Source organism: Amycolatopsis sp. NPDC003731 (assembly GCF_053586895.1).
This window is the reverse complement of the sequence record NZ_JBSFNC010000005.1, coordinates 1-19,229: the sequence shown is the minus strand read 5'-3', so window position 1 is coordinate 19,229 and position 19,229 is coordinate 1. Positions and strand designations below refer to the sequence as shown.

Genomic DNA, 19,229 nt, shown 5'->3' with positions numbered 1-19,229 from the left:
TCCTGGGCGGACCGCGGCCACCCATAGACTCCGGGCGTTGGCGGCTTTGTTGATCGGAGAAAGCATGCTGTCCGAAGCTGTCCGGCTGGCTGCGGGAATCCTGGTGGTGTTGCTCCCGGGATTTTCGATCCTCCTGGTCACCGGCGTACGCGAACGGTTGTGGCTCGCGGGCCTTTCGGCTCCGTTGACCACCGGGTTCGTGCTGCTCGTGTCGCTCTTCACGGGCGTCACCGGGCTGCGCTTCGGCCTGCTGACGACCGTCGTCGCGCTCGTGGCCGTCCTGCTCGTGCTCGGCGGGGTGCGCTGGCTGGTCCGCCGCCGTCGCGCGGCCGCCGAGCCGGTCGAGCCCGCCGAAGACCCGCGGCTGCGCACGCTGACCGGCCGGGCCGGGCTGGTGGCCCAGGTGCTGGGCGCGCTCATCGCCGTCGCCGGGGTCGGCCTCGGCGTCCGGATGTGGCACAAGGGCCTGGGGTCGTGGCAGACGCCGACCCAGGAGCACGACACCGTCACGCACGCCGTGCTGACCGCCTTCACGCACTTCACCGGCAAGGCGGCGCCGTGGCAGATCCTGCCGATCGACGTGGTGCACGACACGAACGTCCAGTTCTACCCGCCCGGCTTCACCGACATCAGCGCGCTGCTCACCGACGTCTTCGGGGACACGATGCTGTCCCTGAACCTGGCGACGGTCGTGTTCTCGGTGGTCGTGCTGCCGCTGTCGGTGGCGGCGCTGACCGCGGCGGTGCTCCGGCACGGCCGGCTCGGCCGCGGCTGGGTCGAGCTCGCGGCGGGCGTCGCCGCGCTGGTGTCCGTGCAGCTGTACCGCCCCGGCATCGCCTTCGCCCACGACGGCGGCGTCCTGCCGAACGCGGCCGCGATGACGCTGATGCCCGGGCTCGTCGCCGTGATGCTGGTGATCGGCAAGCGAAACTGGGGCCGCGCGGTGCTGGTGGGGGTCGCCGCCGCCGGGGCGTTCAACCTGCACCCGAGCGCGCTGACCTCGATCGCGCTGACGACGGTGGCGGCCATGATCGGCCTGCTGTTCACCAAGGCGGGCCGGCTCGCCTTCGTCCGCGCGCTGCTGCCGCTGGTGCTGGCGGGCGTGGTCGCGGTGGTCCTGATCATCCCGGACGTCCTGGCGCTGCTGCGGCTCGGCAACGGCTCGGTGGTCGACGCCCCGGCCAACATCCGCGGAACGCAGCTGGGCGCGTCGTTCGAGCTGGTCGCCCGGCTGCCGTACGGCGGGTACTTCGACCCGAGCGGCACGATGGGCCAGCTGGTGCTCGGCCTGCTGGGCCTGGCCGGCGTCGCCGCGGCGGTGCTGTCCCGGCGCGCGTGGCCCCTGCTGACGGCCTGGCTGTTCTGGGCGGCGGTCATGGTGAGCTTCCACTACTCGCCCAATTCGGGCTTCGGCGCGATGATCGGCCGCTACTACTACCGGGTGGCCAACCGCCTGGACACGCACGTCTACCTGCTGATCCCGGTGTTGGCGGGCGTCCTGTTCGTGGCGCTGGGGCTGTTCGTCGTCGCGGTGCAGAAGCGCAACCCGATCCCGCCGCGCTTCCGCCCGGCGGTGGCGTACGGGCTGATCGTGGTCCTGCTGGGTGCGCTGACGGTGACGTCGTTCCGCGGCTACATGAACACGGGCGCGCTGTCGCTGAGCCAGCGCTACGCGGCCCCGCAGTTCGTCCGCTACGACGCGGCGGACGACGCGGCGGCGAAGTGGCTGCACGAGCACGCGGCCCCGGGAGAGACGATCCTCAACAACGCGAACGACGGCTCGACGCTGTTGTACGTGGACTACGACCTGCCGATCCTCAACATCGTCCCGGACGGCCACAGCCCGATCCAGGACAACATCACCCTGCTGGCGATGTTCAACTACTACCCGGAGGACCCGGAGGTCCAGAGCATCCTGCGGGCGAAGAACGTCCGCTGGGTGTATGTGGACACGTCGGCGCCGACGGTCGGGACGGATGGGCACCACTGGACGGGCAAGCTGACGTACAGCCTGGCGCCGGGGCTGAGCCGGCTGGCCGGGTTGCCGGGGCTGACGAAGGAGTTCAGCTCGGGGACCGTGAGCGTGTATCGGCTGGATCTGCCCCAGACCCCGCCGCGCGGCTGAGGCCCCGGACGGCTTTCACACCCGTGCCGCGGCCGCCGCGCGGCTGAGCTCCTGCCGCAGCTCGCCCTGGGCGGCCGCCGGGCGCAAGGCGCCTTTCCACAACAAGGCCGGGGTGTGGACAAGGCGGCTCGGGCAGCTTTTCGCCGCAGGTTTCAGTCGGGTGCGACCGATAGGCTGAAGCGGGGATGGTCCCCCAGGGAGGGCGGGCCCTGCGGCGGCGGCGTCCTGCGGCGGCGGGGCCCTGCGGCGGCGGGGCCCTGCGGCGGCGGCGTCCTACGGCGGGGCCCTGCGGCGGCGTCCTGCGGCAGAGCCGGAGCGCCTTCCGCAGCTGCCTCACCGGCTCGAACGGCACGCGGACACCCAACCGGCACCCCCACCCAGACCTCCCCCGCCACCCCGATCCGAAGCCAGAACACGGCCGGTGGTGCCGGGTCAAGGCACGCTTTCCCGCCTTGACCCGGCACCACCGGCCGTAGTGACAATCGCGGCTTCGGGGTGGTGGGCACCCGAACCCCGCCCGAATCACCGGCACCTCCGGGCAGAGGGCCGGTGACACGCTGAAGGGCCCCTTCGCGGAGCGGGTGGCGGGTTCCCGTTTCCTCGAAGGAGCCCTTCAGACCCCCGGTGAAATGAACGTCGTGGGACGACATCGTCCGAGGGCATGTCTAGTCGATCCGGGTTGTTCGGTGTCCGCGCTCACGCACCGAACAACAACGCCGAACAACCACAGCCGCCCCGGTCAGGGGCACGGCGGGGCGTAGTCGAGGTCCGGGAAGCTTTCGCTCCACTCCGCCTCGCTGATCCGCGGTGACACCGCCGCGCAGATGCGCTCGGCCGCCCGGTCCGGGTCGCCCTCCCAGAACCGGACCGCGCCGTCCGCACCTCCTCCCGCCAGCGTATGGCCGTTCGGCGCGTACTGCGCGACGTAGACGCGGTCGCGCTGCTCGGGCAACACCGCGTACGGTGCCGCCGCCGCGACGTCCCACAGCCGGATCGTGCGGTCGTAGCTCCCCGAGGCCAGCGTTCGGCCGTCGCCGCTGAACGACACCGACATGACGACGTCCGCGTGGCCGTCCAGCACCACCGAGGGCGGTACGCGGTGCGGGTCCGTGACGTCCCAGAGGCGGACCATGCGGTCCGCGCTCGCCGTCGCGACGTGCTTGCCGTCGGGGCTGTAGGCGATCGAGAAGATCGTGTCCGTGTGGCCCGCCAGCTTCGCGAGCGGCCGCGGGGCTCCGGGCGCCGAGATGTCCCACAGCCGCGCCGTGTGGTCCCAGCCCGCCGTGGCGAGCGTCCGGCCGTCGGGGCTGAACGCGATCGTGTGGACGTCGTCGTCGTGGCCCTCCAGCTTGGCGATCTCCACCGGCCGGAGGCGGTCGGCCAGGTCCCACAGCCGGGCCGTGTGGCCGTCGCCCGCGGTGGCGAGCAGGCGGCCGTCCGGGCTGAACGCCACCGCGTCGATGTCGTCGTGGAGCCGGTTGAACACCACCGGTGGCCCCGGCCGGGCCGGGTCGGTGATGTCCCGCACCGTCATCGTGTGGTCCCAGCTGCCGGTGGCCAGGGTGCGGCCGTCCGGGCTGACGGCGACGCCGCAGACCGCGTCGCCGAACCCGCCGATCGTGGCCAGGTCCCGCGGCGCGCGCGGGTCGGTGAGGTCGTGCAGCCGCACCGTCTGGTCGTAACCGCCGGAGGCCAGCAGCTTGCCCCCGGCTCCGTACGCGACGTGGCACGCCTGGGCCGTGTGCGCGGGGATCGCGGGACCGGGCAGGTCCCAGAGCCGGGCGGACTGGTCGTCGCTGGCCGTCGCGAGGGTGCGGCCGTCGCGGGTGAACACCGCCGAGACGACCGCGCCGATGTGGCCGGACAGCGACTGCAGCTCGCGGGGCTGCCGCGGGTCGGCGACGTCCCACAGCCGGGCCGTGCGGTCGAAGCCGGTGGTCGCGAGGGTGCGCCCGTCCGCGGTGAACGCCACCGAGCGCACGGTCGCCTTGTGCGTGGTCAGCGACGCCAGCGGCCCCGGGTGGGCCGGGTCGGCGATGTCCCACAGCCGCGCGGTCTGGTCCTGGCTCGCCGTGGCGAGGACCGGCCGCCCCGGGCTGAAGGCGACCGAGTGCACGACGTCGGTGTGCCCGGCCACGACGCCGAGCTGCGTCCGCGAAGCGACGTCCCACACGCGCGCGGTCTTGTCCGCCGACGCCGAAGCGAGCAGCCGGCCGTCGCCGCTGAACGCGAGGTTGTTGACGTAGGAGGTGTGCCCGGTCAGCTCCCCCGACGGCCGCGGGTGCGCGGGGTCGGTCGTGTCGTAGAACCGGATCGTGCCCTTGACGTCGGCGGTCGCCAGCAGCGGCCCGGCCGGGCTGAAGGCCACGGCGTAGGCCTTGCCCTCGTGCCGCTCGATCGTCGTGCCGGGGCCCGGCCGCGCCGGGTCCGAGACGTCCCAGACGCGGACGGTGCCGTCGAAGCCCGCGGTGGCGACGGTCCGGCCGTCGGCCGCGAAGGCGACGTTGTTCACGTTGCCCTGGTGCCCGGCGAGCACGCCCAGCGGCACCGGGTGGTGCGGGTCGCGGGTGTCCCAGAGCCGGGCCGTGCCGTCCCAGCTGGCCGTGGCGATGACCTGCCCGTCCGGGCGGAGGGCGACGGTGTTGACCCGGCCGGTGTGCCCGGACAGGCGCGTCGCGTACGGCGAGCCGAACATGCCGAGCAGGCCGCTGCGCTCGTCGGCCCCGGGATCCAGGCGGTACGCGGCGAGCGCGAGCTGCGCGGCCAGCGCCGGGTTCGTGGCGCGCATGGCCAGCGCCTGGCCGGCCACCTTCTGGGCGAGCGCGTCGTTGCGCTGCTCGGTGGCCGTGGTCTCGGCGCGCACGGCGTAGACGGTGGCGGCCACGGCGAAGACCAGCAGCACCGCGAGCAGGGCGACCAGCTGCCGCAGCCGGCGGGTGCGGCGGCGGTCGCGTTCCTGTTCGGCGTGCTCGACGGCGAGGCTGGCGTCGAGGAACCGCCGTTCCCGCTGGGACAGCGCCGAGTCCTGGCGCGCGGCCCACTCCCGGGCGATCGCCAGCCGGGTGCCGCGGTAGAGCCAGCCGGGGTCGGAGCCGACGGCTTCCCAGGCGCCGGTCGCCTCGGTGAGCTGCCGGTGGACGCGCAGGCCTTCGCGGTCTTCGGTGAGCCACTCGCGCAGCCGCGGCCAGCCTCGGATGAGGGCTTCGTGGGCGATGTCGATGCCGGTGTCGTCGAGGGTGACCAGCCGGGCCGCGGCCAGCTCGCCGAGGACGACGGCGGTGTCCTCGTCGTCGGCGTCGAGCTCGGCCCGGCCGATGCGCCGCTTGGTGTCTTCGGTGCCTTCGCCGAGCGCGGTCATCCGGAGAAAGATCTGCCGCGCCAGCCGCTGCTGACGCGGTGACAGCTTCGCGAAGGTGCCTTCGGACGTCTGCGCGATGGCCCGCTCGATGCCGCCGGTCGACTCGTACCCGGCGAGGGTCAGCGTGGTGCCGCGGCGCCGCCGCCACGTCTCCAGCAGCGCGTGCGAAAGCAGGGGCAGCACGCCGGGCTGGCCGGTGGCGTCCGCGACGAGCCGGGAGACCAGGCCGGTTTCGACGCGGTAGCCGGCGTCGACGGCGGGCCGCGAGATCGCCTGCCGGAGCTCTTCGGTCGTCATCGGGCCGACCAGGATCTGGGCGTCCTGCATGGCCTCGGCGAGCTCGGCGTGCCGCGCGCAGTGGGTGTAGAAGTCGGTGCGGATGCCGAGGACGACCCGGGTGCGGCTGCCGGGTTCGGTGGTCGCGGTGACGAGCGCGCCGAGGAAGCGGGCCCGCTCCCGGTCGTCCTGGCAAAGGGTGAAGACCTCTTCGAACTGGTCGACGACCAGCACGACGTCCTCCTCCTCGCCGTCGGCCAGCTGGCGGGCGGCGAGGCCGAGGTTGCGCGGGTGTGCGGCGAAGTCGTCGAGCAGGGCGCCCGGGGCGACGCCGAGCGCGGCGGCGAACTTGACCGCGCACTCCTGCAGCGGGCGGTGCCCCGGCGTGAGCAGCACGGCCGGCCCCTTCACCGACGGCAGCAGACCGGCCCGCAGCAGGGACGATTTCCCCGAGCCGGACGCGCCGAGGACGGCGAGAAAACGTTGTCTCGCGAGTCGTTCGACAAGTTTTTCGACCAGTCGTTCCCGGCCGAAGAATCGACCGGCGTCGGCCGGGGTGAAAGCGGCCAGCCCGACGTACGGCGGAATTTCGCCGGATTCCGGCTCCGGCGGTGAATCGGCACCGCCCGCCCGCGACTCGTCGGCGACGGCGTGCCAGCGTTCCTCCCATTCCGCCGTCGTCCCGCCGCAGGCCCGGACGTAGGCCAAGGTGACCGCCAGGCTGGGGAGTTTCCGCCCGCCGGCGGCTTCCGACAGCGTCCCGGCCGAGTAGTGCGCCCGCCGTCCCAGCTCGCGGTAGGTCGGATTCCCGGCGCTCTCGCGCAACCGCCGGAGATCGGCGGCGAATTCGATCAGCAGATCGTCTCCGGGATCCAAGGGGCGCTCGGGACGCGGCAACCGGTCCTCCTGTTGTCCATTTTCCGATTGGCCCACCGTAGCCAATCCCGCGCGGTCACGGAGGCGAATCCAGCCGCCGGCGAACGGCTTCGGCGGGCACGCCCAGTTCGGCCAGCAGATCGGCCGCCGGATCCGGCGGTGACAGCGTTACGAGCACCCGCAGGAGCTGCGCCGGATCACGCGGCCGCAGTGTCCCGCGGATCGCCTCGTTGACGACCGCGCGCGCCCCGGACGTCAGCGCGCCCGGCGTCAGCTTCCCGCGCCGCACCGGGACATCGGGTGGGCGGAGGCCTTCGACCTCGATGCCGAGCGCCGCCAGGGCGGCCCGGTCGAGGCGGTCCAGGGCCGCGCGGGCCTCGGCCAGGCTCGTGCCGAGCGTGCGCGCGCTGCCGGCGTCGTGCAGCAGGCCCAGCAGCAGGTGTTCGGTGCCGAGCCGCCGGTCGCCGCGGCGGCGGGACTCCTCCAGGGCCGCCGTCACCACCGCGGCGAACGGGCTCTTGGCGATCAGCCGGTCCAGCACGAGGACCTCACTTCCCGTACTTGGCGTGCACGGACTGCCGGGCGACGCCGAGCGCGTCCCCGATCTGCTCCCACGACCAGCCCTGCTGCCGCGCGTGCGCGACGGCCGCCGCTTCGACCTGCTCGGCGAGCCGGTGCAGGGCACCCACCGCCCGCAACGCCACCGCCGGATCCGTTTCCGAGACGCGTCCCGAAAGCTCTTCCGCTTCCACGGTGTGTCAGTCTAGCCTGACATGGTCGTCAGTTTGAACTGACAATCGGGAGGGTGTCATGGATGTCGCGGTGATCGGAGCGGGCCCGGTGGGCCTGATGCTGGCGGCGGAGCTGCGGCTCGGCGGGGCCGAGGTGGTGGTGTTCGACCGGCGGGCCGCGCCGGACGAGCGGCCGCGGGCGAACGGGCTCGTCGGCCGGATCGTCGAGCAGCTCGACCACCGGGGGCTCCTGGACCGGTTCCGGGCCGAGACGGCGTTCGCCGGCCCCTTCCCCGGCTTCCCGTTCGGGCCGGTGCCGGTGAACGCGCCCGTACCCGGCCTGATGCTGCAGCAGCCGCGCATGGAGGCGCTGCTGACCGAACGCGCACGCGAACTCGGCGCCGAAATCCGGCGCGGGCACGAACTCGTCGACCTCGGGACCGTGCGCGGCCCGGACGGCGAACACCGCCTGGACGCGCGGTACGTCGTCGGCTGCGACGGCGCGCACAGCCGTGTCCGCAAGCTGGCCGGCATCGGATTTCCCGGCACCACCGACGGCGAGCTCCTGCGCCTCGGGCACTTCCGCGGGAACCTCCCGCTGTTCGGCTCCGGGCTGGCGCGCGGCTGGAACCGCCGTCCCGGCGGGCGCGTGCTGGTGACGTCGCTGGCGCCCGGCGTGGTGATCGCCGGCGTCCGCGAGGTCGCCCCCGAGCCGGTCGGAGAGCCGACCCTGGAGGAGTTCCGCGACGCCGTCCGCCGGGTCCTCGGGAGCGACCTGCCGCTCGGCGAACCGCTCTGGCTCTCGCGGACGGCGAGTTCGGCGCGGCTCGCCGAGCGGTACCGGGCCGGCCACGTGTTCCTGGCCGGCGACGCCGCCCACCTCTTCCCCGCCGGCGGGTCGTCGCTCAACGTCGGGCTGCTGGACGCGGTCAACCTCGGCTGGAAGCTCGCCGCCGTCGTCCGCGGTTCGGCGCCGGAAAGCCTTCTCGACAGCTACCACGCCGAACGGCACCCGGTCGCGGCGCGGACGTTGACGCAAACCCGCGTCCAGGCCCTCCTGGATCGCCTGACCGGCGAGGACGGCGACGCCCTGCGGACGCTCTTCGGCGAGCTGGCCGCGCTTCCCGAGGCGGCCCGGTACCTGGGCGGGCTCCTGCGGGACGCCGACGAGCTGCCGTACGTCCCCGACCTGCCGCTGACGGTCGGCGGCGAGCCGACCACAGTGGCGGAGATCATGCGGGCCGCGCGGACCGTGCTGTTCGACTTCGCCGACCGCGCCGACCTGCGGGAAGCCGCGGGGCCGGGCGTGAAGATCGTCACCGCCGCCTGCCCGGACGCCCCCGCCGACGCGCTGCTCGTGCGCCCGGACGGCGTCGTGACGTTCCGCGGCGGTGATCCGGCGGCCCTGCGGGAAGCATTGACGGCACCGGGGCGTTGACCCCGGTTGTGAGCTCACTGCCTGACGTGCCGCTGTCCGTGCTCGACCTGTCCCCCGTGTCGGAGGGGAACACCGTCGGCGAGACGCTGCGCAACACCCTGGACCTCGCCCGCGCCGCGGAACGGCTGGGCTACCACCGCTACTGGCTGGCCGAGCACCACAACATGCCCGGCATCGCCAGCTCGGCCACGGTCGTGCTGATCGGGCACGTCGCCGACGCCACCGAGCGCATCCGCGTCGGGTCGGGCGGCATCATGCTGCCCAACCACGCGCCACTGGTCGTCGCCGAGCAGTTCGGCACCCTGGAGGCGTTCCACCCCGGCCGGATCGACCTCGGCATCGGCCGCGCGCCCGGCACCGACCAGCGGACGGCGCTGGCGCTGCGCGGCCCGGGCGGGCTGTCCGCGGAGAACTTCCCGGAGCACCTGCAGGAACTGATCGGCTACTTCACCCACTCGGAGGCGCGCGGCGTCAACGCGGTGGTGGCGGAGGGCAACCAGCCGCCGGTGTGGCTGCTCGGTTCGAGTGGTTTCAGCGCCCAGCTGGCCGGACGGCTCGGGCTGCCGTTCTCCTTCGCGCACCACTTCGCCGCGGAGAACACGATCCCGGCCGTGCAGCTGTACCGCGAGAACTTCCGGCCCGGCGTGCTCGACGAGCCGTACGTGATGCTCGGCGTGTCCGTGGTCGCCGCCGAAACCGACGAGCGCGCCCGGTTCCTCGCCGGTCCGTCCGGGCTGACGTTCCTCAGCCTCCGCCGCGGCCGCCCGATCGCGCTGCCGACGCCGGAAGAGGCCGCGGAGTACCCGTACACCGAGATGGACCGCGCGTTCCTGGCCGAGCGCTTCGGGTCCAGCATCGTCGGCTCGCCGGAAACCGTCCAAAAGGGACTCGAGCAGCTCCTGGCCGACACCGGCGCGAACGAGCTGATGGTCACCACGATGGTCCACGGCCACGCCGACCGCATCCGCTCCTACGAACTCCTCGCCACCCTCAAGTCCTGACGTGCCGGAAGGGTCGGCACACGTGATTGAGAGGTCGACACGCGTGATTGAAGGGTCGACACGGCGGAGCCCGGGGTCCTGCGCCGTGTCGTCTTCCTGATCACGCGTGTCGACTCTCCAGACACGCGTGTCGACCCTTCAAGCACGCGGGAATTGACAAGCGGGGACGTATTGTCAAGGCGGGGCGCGAGCCGGGGGTAAGTTTCTTTTCCTTCCCTGACAACAAGATCGGGACCGTTTGTCAGCACCGGACAAGAAATGTGCGGTTACCAGCCCGTGACCCCGTGATCCTGCTCAAGTTCTTGTCTCCCAGCAAGGCCGTCGTTAGCGTACCGACCAGTAGGAAACGGCACGGTGCCCCCGAGACCGTGAATGACTGGGATTTGTTACCCCATTCGGACCATTTCCCCTTGGTCGACTCGGGTGTGTTCGGCGTGCCGCCGAAACCGCTGGAGGCACACGAATGGCCGAACGGACGACGACGGCGTCGTTCCCGGGGGCGGCCGCACTGCGGCAGACCGGCCGGCTCTACGGGCTCGGTTTCGACGTCGTCCGGCTGACCTTCCGCCGCCCGTTCCAGGTACGCGAGCTGATCCAGCAGTTCTGGTTCATCGCGAGCGTCTCGATCCTGCCGACGGCGCTGGTCTCGATCCCGTTCGGCGCGGTGATCGCGTTGCACATCGGGTCGCTGACCACGCAGATCGGCGCGCAGTCGTTCACCGGCGCGGCGAGCGTGCTGGCGATCATCCAGCAGGCCAGCCCGATCGTCACGGCCCTGCTCATCGCCGGCGCCGGCGGCAGCGCGATGTGCGCCGACCTCGGCTCCCGCACCATCCGCGAAGAGATCGACGCGATGGAGGTGCTCGGCGTCTCGCCGGTCCAGCGCCTGATCGTGCCGCGGGTGCTCGCCGCGATGGGCGTGGCGGTCTTCCTCAACGGCATGGTCAGCGTCGTCGGCGTGCTCGGCGGCTACTTCTTCAACGTGATCATGCAGCACGGCACCCCCGGCGCCTACCTCGCGAGCTTCTCGGCCCTGGCCCAGCTGCCGGACCTGTGGATCAGCGAGATCAAGGCCCTCATCTTCGGCTTCGTCGCCGGGGTGGTCGCCTCCTACCGCGGCCTCAACCCCAAGGGCGGCCCGAAGGGTGTCGGCGACGCGGTCAACCAGTCCGTGGTCATCACGTTCCTGCTGCTGTTCGTGCTGAACCTGATCCTCACCACCGTCTACCTGCAACTCGTCCCGCCCAAGGGGAGCTAGAAGTGACGACCACGGACCTCCCGAGAACGGCTCGGGTACGCGAGGCCGTCGACCGCCGGTTCGGCTTCCTCGACACGCTCGGCGACCAGATCCTCTTCTTCCTCCGCGCGATCGCCTGGACCCCGCGCGCCCTGCACCGCTACCTGCGCGAGGTCGTCCGCCTGCTGGCCGAGGTCAGCTTCGGCAGCGGCGCGCTGGCCGTCATCGGCGGCACGATCGGCGTGATGATCGGGATGACCGTCGCCACCGGCACGGTCGTCGGCCTCCAGGGCTACTCCGCGCTGAACCAGGTCGGGACGTCGGCGTTCGCCGGGTTCGTCTCCGCCTACTTCAACACGCGCGAGATCGCGCCGCTGGTCTCCGGCCTCGCCCTGAGCGCCACCGTCGGCTGCGGCTTCACCGCGCAGCTCGGCGCGATGCGGATCTCCGAGGAGATCGACGCCCTCGAGGTCATGGGCATCCCGAGCGTCCCGTACCTGGTGACGACCCGGGTGATCGCCGGCTTCCTCGCCGTCATCCCGCTCTACGCGATCGGGCTGCTGTCGAGCTACCTCGCTTCGCGGCAGGTCACCGTCTGGTTCTTCGGCCAGTCCGCCGGTACCTACGACCACTACTTCCTGCTGTTCCTGCCTCCCGGCGACGTGCTGTGGTCGTTCGGGAAGGTCCTGGTGTTCAGCGTCGTGGTGGTCCTGGCGCACTGCTACTACGGCTTCCGCGCGAGCGGCGGCCCGGCGGGTGTCGGGGTCGCGGTGGGCCGCGCGGTCCGGACCGCGATCGTCGCGATCAGCGTCCTCGACTTCTTCCTGTCCCTGGCGATCTGGGGCGCGACGACGACCGTGCAGGTGGCCGGATGAGACGCGAAACCCGCCACAAGGCCGGGGTCCGCACCGCGGGCGTGCTGTTCCTGGTCGTGATGGGCGTCCTCGTGACGCTGTCCATCAAGGTGTACGACAAGGACTTCGTCACCACCGTCCCGGTGACGCTCAAGGCGAGCCGGATCGGCAACCAGCTCTCCCCGGGCGGCCAGGTCAAGGCCCGTGGCGTGCTCGTCGGCGAGATCCGCGACGTCCGGGCGACGCCGCAGGGCGCCGAGATAGCGCTTGCACTCGAACCGGGCAAGGTGGACATGCTGCCCCGCAACGTCTCCGCGCTGCTCGTGCCGAAGACGCTGTTCGGCGAGCGGTACGTCCAGCTGTCCATCCCGGACGGCGAGCGGGCCCCGCACCTGGTCGCCGGCGACGTCATCGAGCAGGACCGTTCGGCCAACGCGGTCGAGCTGGAACGGGTCTTCGACAACCTGCTGCCGGTCCTGCAGGCGGTCCAGCCGCAGAAGCTGGCCACGACGCTGACCGCGGTTTCGACGGTCCTGGAGGGACGCGGCGAGCAGCTCGGGCGGACCATCGACACCGCCGCGGACTACCTCGAGGAGTTCAACCCCGACCTCCCGCAGCTGACCTCGGACGTCCGGGACCTCGCGACGGTTTCCCGCCTCTACGGCGACATCGCCCCGGATCTCCTCGACGTGCTCACCGACTCCGCCGTCACGCTCGGCACGGTCAAGGAGAAGCAGGCCGACCTGACCGGGGTGTACCAGCAGGTGACGTCGTCGTCGCAGGAGATCTCCACGTTCCTGGCCGCCAACCGGGACAACCTCATCTCCCTGGCCGCCGACAGCCGTGCGCCGCTGGAGATCGCGGCGAAGTACTCCCCCAGCTTCGCCTGCACGATCGGCTCGCTCAACGCACTGAGAGGCTCCATGGACAAGGTGCTCGGCGCGGGCACGAAAGAACCGGGCCTGCACGGCGAAGTCGCGGTCCTGCCCGACAGCGGCAAGTACCGGCCGGGCCGGGACGACCCGCGGTTCACCGGCGGCGGCGAGCCGCGGTGCTACCCGTCCGGCGTCTCTCCGACGATCGGCACCGCCGCGACGGCTCCCGGCACCGCGGCGCACCCGCTGCTCACCGGCGGCCAGGGCGACCTCGGGCTCCCGAACTCACCGCAGGAGGAGCAGCTGCTGTCGACGCTGCTCGCGCCGTCGGTCGGGGTGCCCGCGGCCGAGGTCCCGGCCTGGAGCAGCGTGCTCGTCGGGCCGCTCTACCGCGGCACGGAGGTGACGCTCAAGTGAGGAACATCGCCGGCCCGCTGATCAAGAGCCTCGTCTTCATCGCCGTCACGGCACTGGCCACGGCCCTGCTCGCCATCTCCATCACGAACTCCGGTGTCGGCGCCGACGAGCGCTACACGGCCAAGTTCCTCGACGCGACTTCGCTCAACGTCGGCGACGACGTGCGCATCTCCGGCGTCCGCGTCGGCCAGGTCGAGTCCCTCGACATCGGCGACCGCAACCGGGCCGTGGTCGCGTTCTCCCTCGACCAGGGCCGCCGGCTGCCCGCCGACGTCCACGCGGTCATCAAGTACCGCAACATGGTCGGCCAGCGGTACGTCGCCCTGGAGCGCGGGAACACCGGCACCCGGGAGCAGCTGCCCGTGGGCGCCGAGATCCCGCTGGACCGCACGACTCCCGCGCTCGACCTCACCGATCTGTTCAACGGCTTCAAACCGCTCTTCCAGGCGCTGTCACCGAACGACGTCAACGAGCTCTCCGGCGAGATCGTCCAGGTGCTGCAGGGCGAAGGCGGCACCGTCGAGAGCCTGCTGCAGCACACCGGTTCGCTGACCACCACCCTGGCCTCGCGCGACAAGGTGATCGGCGAGGTGATCGGGAACCTCAACACGGTCCTGACCACGGTCAACGGCAAGGGTGACGCGCTGGCGAACCTCGTGTCCACCCTGCGCCGGCTGGTCTCCGGGCTGGCCGGCGACCGGGCCGCGATCGGCGACGCCATCAGTGGGATCGGCGCGCTGACCGAGTCCACCGCCGGGCTGTTCGAGCAGGCCCGCCCGCCGCTGAAGGACAGCATCGACGGCCTGCGGAAGGTCGCGGGCACGCTGGCCGAGAACCAGTCCGATGTGGACAGTTTCCTGACCAATCTGCCCGTGAAGTTCGGCGAGATCGGCCGGACCGCCTCCTACGGATCGTGGATGAACTTCTTCCTCTGCGGCGCCACGCTCGAAGCCACGCCCCCGCGCGGAGTGCGGACCGACACGGCGAGGTGCGGATCGTGAAGTCCTTCAAGGAACGCAACCCGATCACCCTCGGCGTCGTGGGCAGTGTCGGGCTGGCCGCCCTGCTCACCCTCACCTTCAACTACGACAACCTGCCGATCGTCGGCGGCGGCACGACGTACGAGGCCGAGTTCTCCGAGGCCGCCGGCCTGCAGCCCGAGGACGAGGTCCGGATCGCCGGCATCAAGGTCGGCGAGGTCCGCACGGTCGCGCTGGCCGACGACCACGTCCTGATCTCCTTCCGGGTCAAGAACGCCTGGATCGGCGACCGCACGTCCGCCGAGATCAAGATCAAGACGTTGCTGGGCCGCAAGTTCCTCGCGCTGAACCCCACCGGCGACGACGTCCAGGACCCGGACCGGCCGATCCCGCGGACCCGGACGGTCACGCCCTACGACGTCACCGACGCCTTCAACGGCCTCGCCGACACCGTGGGCGCGATCGACACCAAGCAGCTCGCGGACAGTTTCACCACGCTGTCGGACACCTTCCGCAACTCCCCCGAGCACGTCCGCAGCGCCCTCGACGGATTGAGCCAGCTGTCGAAGACGGTGGCCGGCCGCGACAGCCAGATCGCCGAACTGCTCGCCAACGCCCGCAAGCTGACCACGACCCTGGCGAACTCGAACGACGACTTCGAGAAGCTGATCGGCGACGGCAACCTGCTGCTCACCGAGCTGAACAGCCGCCGCGACGCGATCCGGGACCTCCTGGACGGCTCGGCCCGGCTGGCCGATCAGCTCAGCGGGCTGGTGCGGGACAACTCCGACGCGCTCAAGCCCGCCCTGCAGTCGCTCGACCAGGTCACCGACCTGCTCAAGCGGCAGAACGACAACCTCACCAGGGGCCTGCAGCTGGCCGGCCCGTACTTCCGGGTGCTCACCAACACGACCGGCAACGGCCACTGGATCGACGCCTACCTCTGCGGGCTGCTGCCCGAGAACCACGACCCCTGCACCCCGCCGAAATCCCAGGGAGGAGCGAAGTGAGCGCGCTGACCACCACCCGCGCCGGCGTCCTGGCGAGCCGGTTCGTCGCCGCCGCCCTGCTGCTCGCCCTCGTCGTCTCGGCGGCGCTGTGGTGGGTGTTCTCCGGCTCCGGCCAGCACCACGTCACGGCGTTCTTCACCCGCGCGGTCGGCGTCTACCCCGGCTCCGACGTCCGCGTGCTCGGCGTCCGGATCGGCCAGGTCGACTCGGTGACCCCGCGCGGCGAGCAGGTGCAGGTCGACATGAGCGTCGACGGCTCGGTCGGCGTCGCCGAGGACACCACCCTCCTGGTGATCGCTCCCAGCGTCGTCGCCGACCGGTACCTGCAGTTCGGCAAGCCGGCCCGCGGCGGGCCGCGGCTGCCGGACGGCGCGACGATCCCGGTCCAGCGCACGGCCACCCCGGTCGAGCTCGACCAGCTCTACGCCAGCCTCGACACGATTTCCCAGGCTCTCGGCCCGAACGGCGCCAACTCCCAGGGCGCGCTGTCCGACCTGCTGAAGACCGGCGCGCAGACCCTGCAGGGCAACGGCCGCGCGTTCAACGACAGCGTCCGCAACTTCGCCCAGCTGGCCCGCACGCTGGCCGGCAACTCGAACGACCTGTTCGGCACGGTGACCGAGCTGCAGCAGTTCACCACCATGCTGGCCACCAACGACAGCCAGGTGAGCAACGTCAACCAGCAGCTGGCCCAGATCTCCGGCACCCTGGCCGCCAACAGCGGCGAGCTGGCCCAGGCGCTCGAAGGCCTCGGCCGCGCGCTCGGCGACGTCCAGGCGTTCATCCGGGACAACCGCGGCGCGCTCAAGGCCAATGTGGACAACCTGGTGACGACCACGCGGACCCTCGTCGAGCAGCGCGCGTCCCTGGCCGAAACGCTCGACGTCGCGCCGCTGGCGGTGACGAACGTGCTCCAGTCGGTCGACCCGGCCACCGGGCGGGTGCTCGGCCGCGGAAACCTGCTGGAGTACTACCCCCAGCCGCCGCTGCCGCTGCCGGTGACCGGTGACACCTACACGAACGGAGGCGGCCGGTGAAACGCGTACTCGCGGTCTTCGCCGTCGGGTGCCTGACGCTCGCGGGCTGCTCCTCCGGCGAGTTCAAGGGCGTCTACGACCTGCCGCTGCCGGGCGGCGCCGACGTCGGCGACCACCCGTACTCGGTGACCGTGCAGTTCGCCGACGTCCTCGACCTGGTGCCGCAGGCCGCGGTGAAGGTCGGCGACGTCCCGGTCGGCCGGGTGCGCGAAGTCCACCTCGGCGGGGACGGCTGGACGGCCGAAACGGTCCTGGAGGTCAACGGCGACGTCGTCCTGCCCGCGAACGCGGTCGCGCGGCTCCGCCAGTCCAGCCTCCTCGGCGAGAAGTTCGTCGAACTGGCCCCACCGGACGGTGACCCGAAGACCGCCGGCACCGGGCGGCTGGCGAACGGCGCCACGATCACCCTGGACCGCACCAACCGCAACCCCGAGTTCGAAGAGATCTTCGGCGCGCTTTCCCTGCTGCTCAACGGCGGCGGGATCGGGCAGCTGCAGACGATCAACCGGGAACTGTCGAAGGTGATGGACGGCAACGAAGACCAGATCCGGTCGTTCCTCTCCGGGGTGAACACCCTGATGACCGACCTGGACGCGCACCGGTCGGACATCACCGAAGCGCTCGACGGGCTGAACCGGCTCTCGGCGACCCTGGCCAACCGGCACGAGCAGCTCTCCGGCGCGCTGACCGACCTGACGCCGGGCCTGAAAACGCTCACCGACCAGCGCACCCAGCTCGTGTCGATGCTGCAGGCGCTGGACCGGCTCGGCACGGTGGCCACCGACGTGGTCGACCGCAGCCGCGCCGACATGGTGGCCGACCTGCGTGCGCTGGCACCGATCCTGCAGCAGCTGGCCGACGCCGGGAAGGACCTGCCGCAGTCGCTGCAGATGCTGCCGACGTTCCCGTTCCCGGACTCGGTGCTGGGCGCGATCAAGGGCGACTACGTCAACGCCTACGCCTCGATGATCCCGGCGCCCGGCGTGCCGCTGCCCCCGCTCGGCGAGGGTGTCCCGCCGGGGCTGCCCGTCTTCCCGCTGCCGAGCAGCACCACCCCGGTCGCCACCGGAGGCCGCTGATGCTGAGCACCAGAGTCCGCGTCCAGGTCGTCCTGTTCGTCGTGATCGCGCTGGCCACGACCGCGTTCGTCGGCGCGAACTACGCCGGGCTGGGCCGGCTGTTCGGGTCCGGCAGCTACACGGTGAAGCTCGAGCTCGCCGAAGGCGGCGGGCTGTTCACCAACGGCGAGGTGACCTACCGCGGCGTCGCCGTCGGCCGGGTCGGGGAGCTGCGGCTCACCGTCGCCGGCATGGAGGCGGACCTGCTGATCGACGACGACGCCCCGCCCATCCCGGCGGACTCGCGGGCCGTGGTCGCGAACCGCTCGGCGGTCGGCGAGCAGTACGTCGACCTGCAGCCACGTACGGCGAACGCGCCCTACCTCGACGGCAATTCGGTCATCCGGCGCGAGTCGACGACGCTGCCGCTGCCGGTGAACAGCCTGCTGACCGACCTGGACTCGTTCACCGCGTCGGTGCCGACCCAGGACCTGCGCACGGTGGTGAACGAGCTCGACGACGCCCTGCGCGGCGCGGGCCCGGACCTGCAGACGCTGATGGACTCGGCGACGACGTTCACCCAGGAGGCGAGCAACCACCTGCCGCAGACGTCGAAGCTGATCGGCGACGGCGCGACGGTGCTGCGGACGCAGATCGACTCCTCAGCGCAGTGGCGGTCGTTCAGCAGCAACGCCAAGGTGTTCGCCCAGCAGCTGGCGAGCTCCGACGGCGACCTGCGGCGGCTGATCGCGGCCGCCCCGCCGGCGGCGTCCGAGCTGGGCGGCCTGCTGAAGGAGAACGACCCGGGCCTGCCGATCCTGCTGGCCAACCTGCTGACCACGGCCCGGGTGTTCGGCACCCGCACCGCGGCGGAGGAGCAGCTGCTGTCGGACGTGCCCCGTGCGGTCGCGACGGTCGGGTCGGCGTTGAACGACCGCGGCGACCAGCTGCGGATGGGCCTGGTGCTGAACTTCAACGACCCGCCGCCGTGCACCCAGGGCTACGAGAAGACCCCGCGCCGGCCCAGCAACGACGTCTCGCCGATGCCGTTCAACACCGACGCGGCCTGCACGCTGCCCTACGGCGACCCGAGCTCGGTGCGCGGCTCGCAGAACGCGCCGCACCCGCCGGTCCCGGCCGCGGTGCTGCCGGGCGGGCTGACCAGCCCGCTGGGGCTCGGGACGCAGGCGACGGCGACGAGCCTCGAGGAGATGCTGTGGCTGCGGTGAAGGTGGCGTCGGTGGTGCTGGCCGCGTCGGCGGCCGTGTTCGCGGGTTGGTCGGGCTATTCGTGGTACTCGGCGGCCCACGCGTCGTCGGTGACGTACGGGACGGCCCGCGACGAGGCACTGACCGCCGGCCGCACGCTGGTGGCGGAGTTGAACACGCTGGACTACCACGACGTCGACGGCGGCCTGGGCAAGTGGCTGGCGGCCTCGACGGGCCCGTTGCACGACCAGGTGGCCCGCACGGACGAGACGACGAAGAAGACCCTGGCGGCGAACGCCACGGTGGCCACGGGCCGGGTGCTGGACGCCGGCCTGAGCGAACTGGACGAACACGCGGGCACGGCGAAGCTGCTGGCCTCGGTGGAGATCACGATGGCCAAGCAAGGAACGGCCCCGGCGGTCAAGCGCAACCGCTTCGCGGCGGCGCTGAGCCGGACGCCGGAGGGGTGGAAGCTGAGCGCGCTCGACCAGCTGCCGGTGGGTGCCCGATGAGCCGCACGAAGACGACCGCGGAGGGGTTGGCGGCGGAGACCGGGGCCGTTAACGCAAACACCGCCGAGAGCAGGCCCGGTGCCATCGGGCCCGGCGCAAGCGGGTCTGGCGCCACCGGGACCGGCGCATGCGAGTCTGGCGCGCGACCTGGACGAGCCGGAGCTGTTCGTGGAGCAGTTCGTCGTGGCGAGCTGGGACGAGCACCTGCGCCAGCACTACGAGCGTTCGACGGAGCT

The 19,229-nt window shown here is 71.9% G+C and carries 15 protein-coding genes; 12 read left to right on the top strand and 3 right to left on the bottom strand.

Annotated features, from left to right (window positions below; all coding sequences use genetic code 11):
- Positions 1-64: 64 nt before the first annotated feature.
- Complete coding sequence (locus tag ACWDN5_RS03455; RefSeq protein WP_449674201.1) at positions 65-2,125, top strand: DUF6541 family protein; 2,061 nt, start codon at positions 65-67, stop codon at positions 2,123-2,125.
- A 739-nt stretch (positions 2,126-2,864) separates the two neighbouring features.
- Here the strand turns inward: ACWDN5_RS03455 and ACWDN5_RS03450 are convergent.
- The 3 genes from ACWDN5_RS03450 to ACWDN5_RS03440 are packed head-to-tail and all read right to left on the bottom strand — an operon-like array spanning position 2,865 to position 7,387.
- On the bottom strand, positions 2,865-6,656 hold the full coding sequence (locus ACWDN5_RS03450) for an nSTAND1 domain-containing NTPase (protein WP_449674199.1): 3,792 nt from the start codon (positions 6,654-6,656) through the stop codon (positions 2,865-2,867).
- Positions 6,657-6,711: 55 nt separating this feature from the next.
- Complete coding sequence (locus ACWDN5_RS03445) at positions 6,712-7,176, bottom strand: Clp protease N-terminal domain-containing protein (protein ID WP_449674197.1); 465 nt, start codon at positions 7,174-7,176, stop codon at positions 6,712-6,714.
- Between the two features lie 7 nt (positions 7,177-7,183).
- A complete protein-coding gene (locus ACWDN5_RS03440; protein ID WP_310974595.1) occupies positions 7,184-7,387 on the bottom strand; it encodes a helix-turn-helix domain-containing protein in 204 nt (67 codons plus the stop codon).
- A gap of 58 nt (positions 7,388-7,445) precedes the next feature.
- Between ACWDN5_RS03440 and ACWDN5_RS03435 the strand changes: the two genes are divergently transcribed.
- The 11 genes from ACWDN5_RS03435 (at position 7,446) to ACWDN5_RS03385 (ending at position 18,993) form a co-directional block, all read left to right on the top strand.
- Entirely contained in the window at positions 7,446-8,804 is a 1,359-nt protein-coding gene (locus tag ACWDN5_RS03435) for an FAD-dependent monooxygenase (RefSeq protein WP_449674195.1), read from the top strand.
- A gap of 8 nt (positions 8,805-8,812) precedes the next feature.
- Entirely contained in the window at positions 8,813-9,805 is a 993-nt protein-coding gene (locus ACWDN5_RS03430) for an LLM class flavin-dependent oxidoreductase (RefSeq protein WP_310974597.1), read from the top strand.
- A gap of 463 nt (positions 9,806-10,268) precedes the next feature.
- On the top strand, positions 10,269-11,063 hold the full coding sequence (locus ACWDN5_RS03425) for an MlaE family ABC transporter permease (RefSeq protein WP_086843216.1): 795 nt from the start codon (positions 10,269-10,271) through the stop codon (positions 11,061-11,063).
- Between the two features lie 2 nt (positions 11,064-11,065).
- Positions 11,066-11,917, top strand: a complete 852-nt coding sequence (locus ACWDN5_RS03420; RefSeq protein ID WP_310974598.1) for an MlaE family ABC transporter permease — start codon at positions 11,066-11,068, stop codon at positions 11,915-11,917.
- Complete coding sequence (locus tag ACWDN5_RS03415; RefSeq protein WP_449674192.1) at positions 11,914-13,188, top strand: MCE family protein; 1,275 nt, start codon at positions 11,914-11,916, stop codon at positions 13,186-13,188. The genes ACWDN5_RS03420 and ACWDN5_RS03415 overlap by 4 nt, the downstream gene beginning before the upstream one ends.
- Complete coding sequence (locus ACWDN5_RS03410) at positions 13,185-14,189, top strand: MCE family protein (protein ID WP_310974600.1); 1,005 nt, start codon at positions 13,185-13,187, stop codon at positions 14,187-14,189. Before ACWDN5_RS03415 ends, ACWDN5_RS03410 begins: the two co-directional genes overlap by 4 nt.
- Positions 14,186-15,178: an MCE family protein gene (locus tag ACWDN5_RS03405; RefSeq protein WP_449674189.1), complete on the top strand. Its 993-nt coding sequence runs from the start codon at positions 14,186-14,188 to the stop codon at positions 15,176-15,178. The genes ACWDN5_RS03410 and ACWDN5_RS03405 overlap by 4 nt, the downstream gene beginning before the upstream one ends.
- Positions 15,175-16,215 (top strand): MCE family protein, encoded by a 1,041-nt coding sequence (locus ACWDN5_RS03400; protein WP_310974602.1) that lies wholly within the window; start codon positions 15,175-15,177, stop codon positions 16,213-16,215. The genes ACWDN5_RS03405 and ACWDN5_RS03400 overlap by 4 nt, the downstream gene beginning before the upstream one ends.
- Positions 16,212-17,294, top strand: coding sequence for an MCE family protein (locus ACWDN5_RS03395; protein WP_449674187.1), 1,083 nt, complete (start codon positions 16,212-16,214; stop codon positions 17,292-17,294). Before ACWDN5_RS03400 ends, ACWDN5_RS03395 begins: the two co-directional genes overlap by 4 nt.
- Positions 17,294-18,502 carry an MCE family protein gene (locus tag ACWDN5_RS03390; RefSeq protein WP_449674185.1) on the top strand — a complete coding sequence of 403 codons (1,209 nt, stop codon included), beginning with the start codon at positions 17,294-17,296 and terminating at the stop codon, positions 18,500-18,502. Before ACWDN5_RS03395 ends, ACWDN5_RS03390 begins: the two co-directional genes overlap by 1 nt.
- Positions 18,490-18,993 carry a hypothetical protein gene (locus ACWDN5_RS03385; protein WP_449674183.1) on the top strand — a complete coding sequence of 168 codons (504 nt, stop codon included), beginning with the start codon at positions 18,490-18,492 and terminating at the stop codon, positions 18,991-18,993. The genes ACWDN5_RS03390 and ACWDN5_RS03385 overlap by 13 nt, the downstream gene beginning before the upstream one ends.
- Positions 18,994-19,229 lie beyond the last annotated feature (236 nt).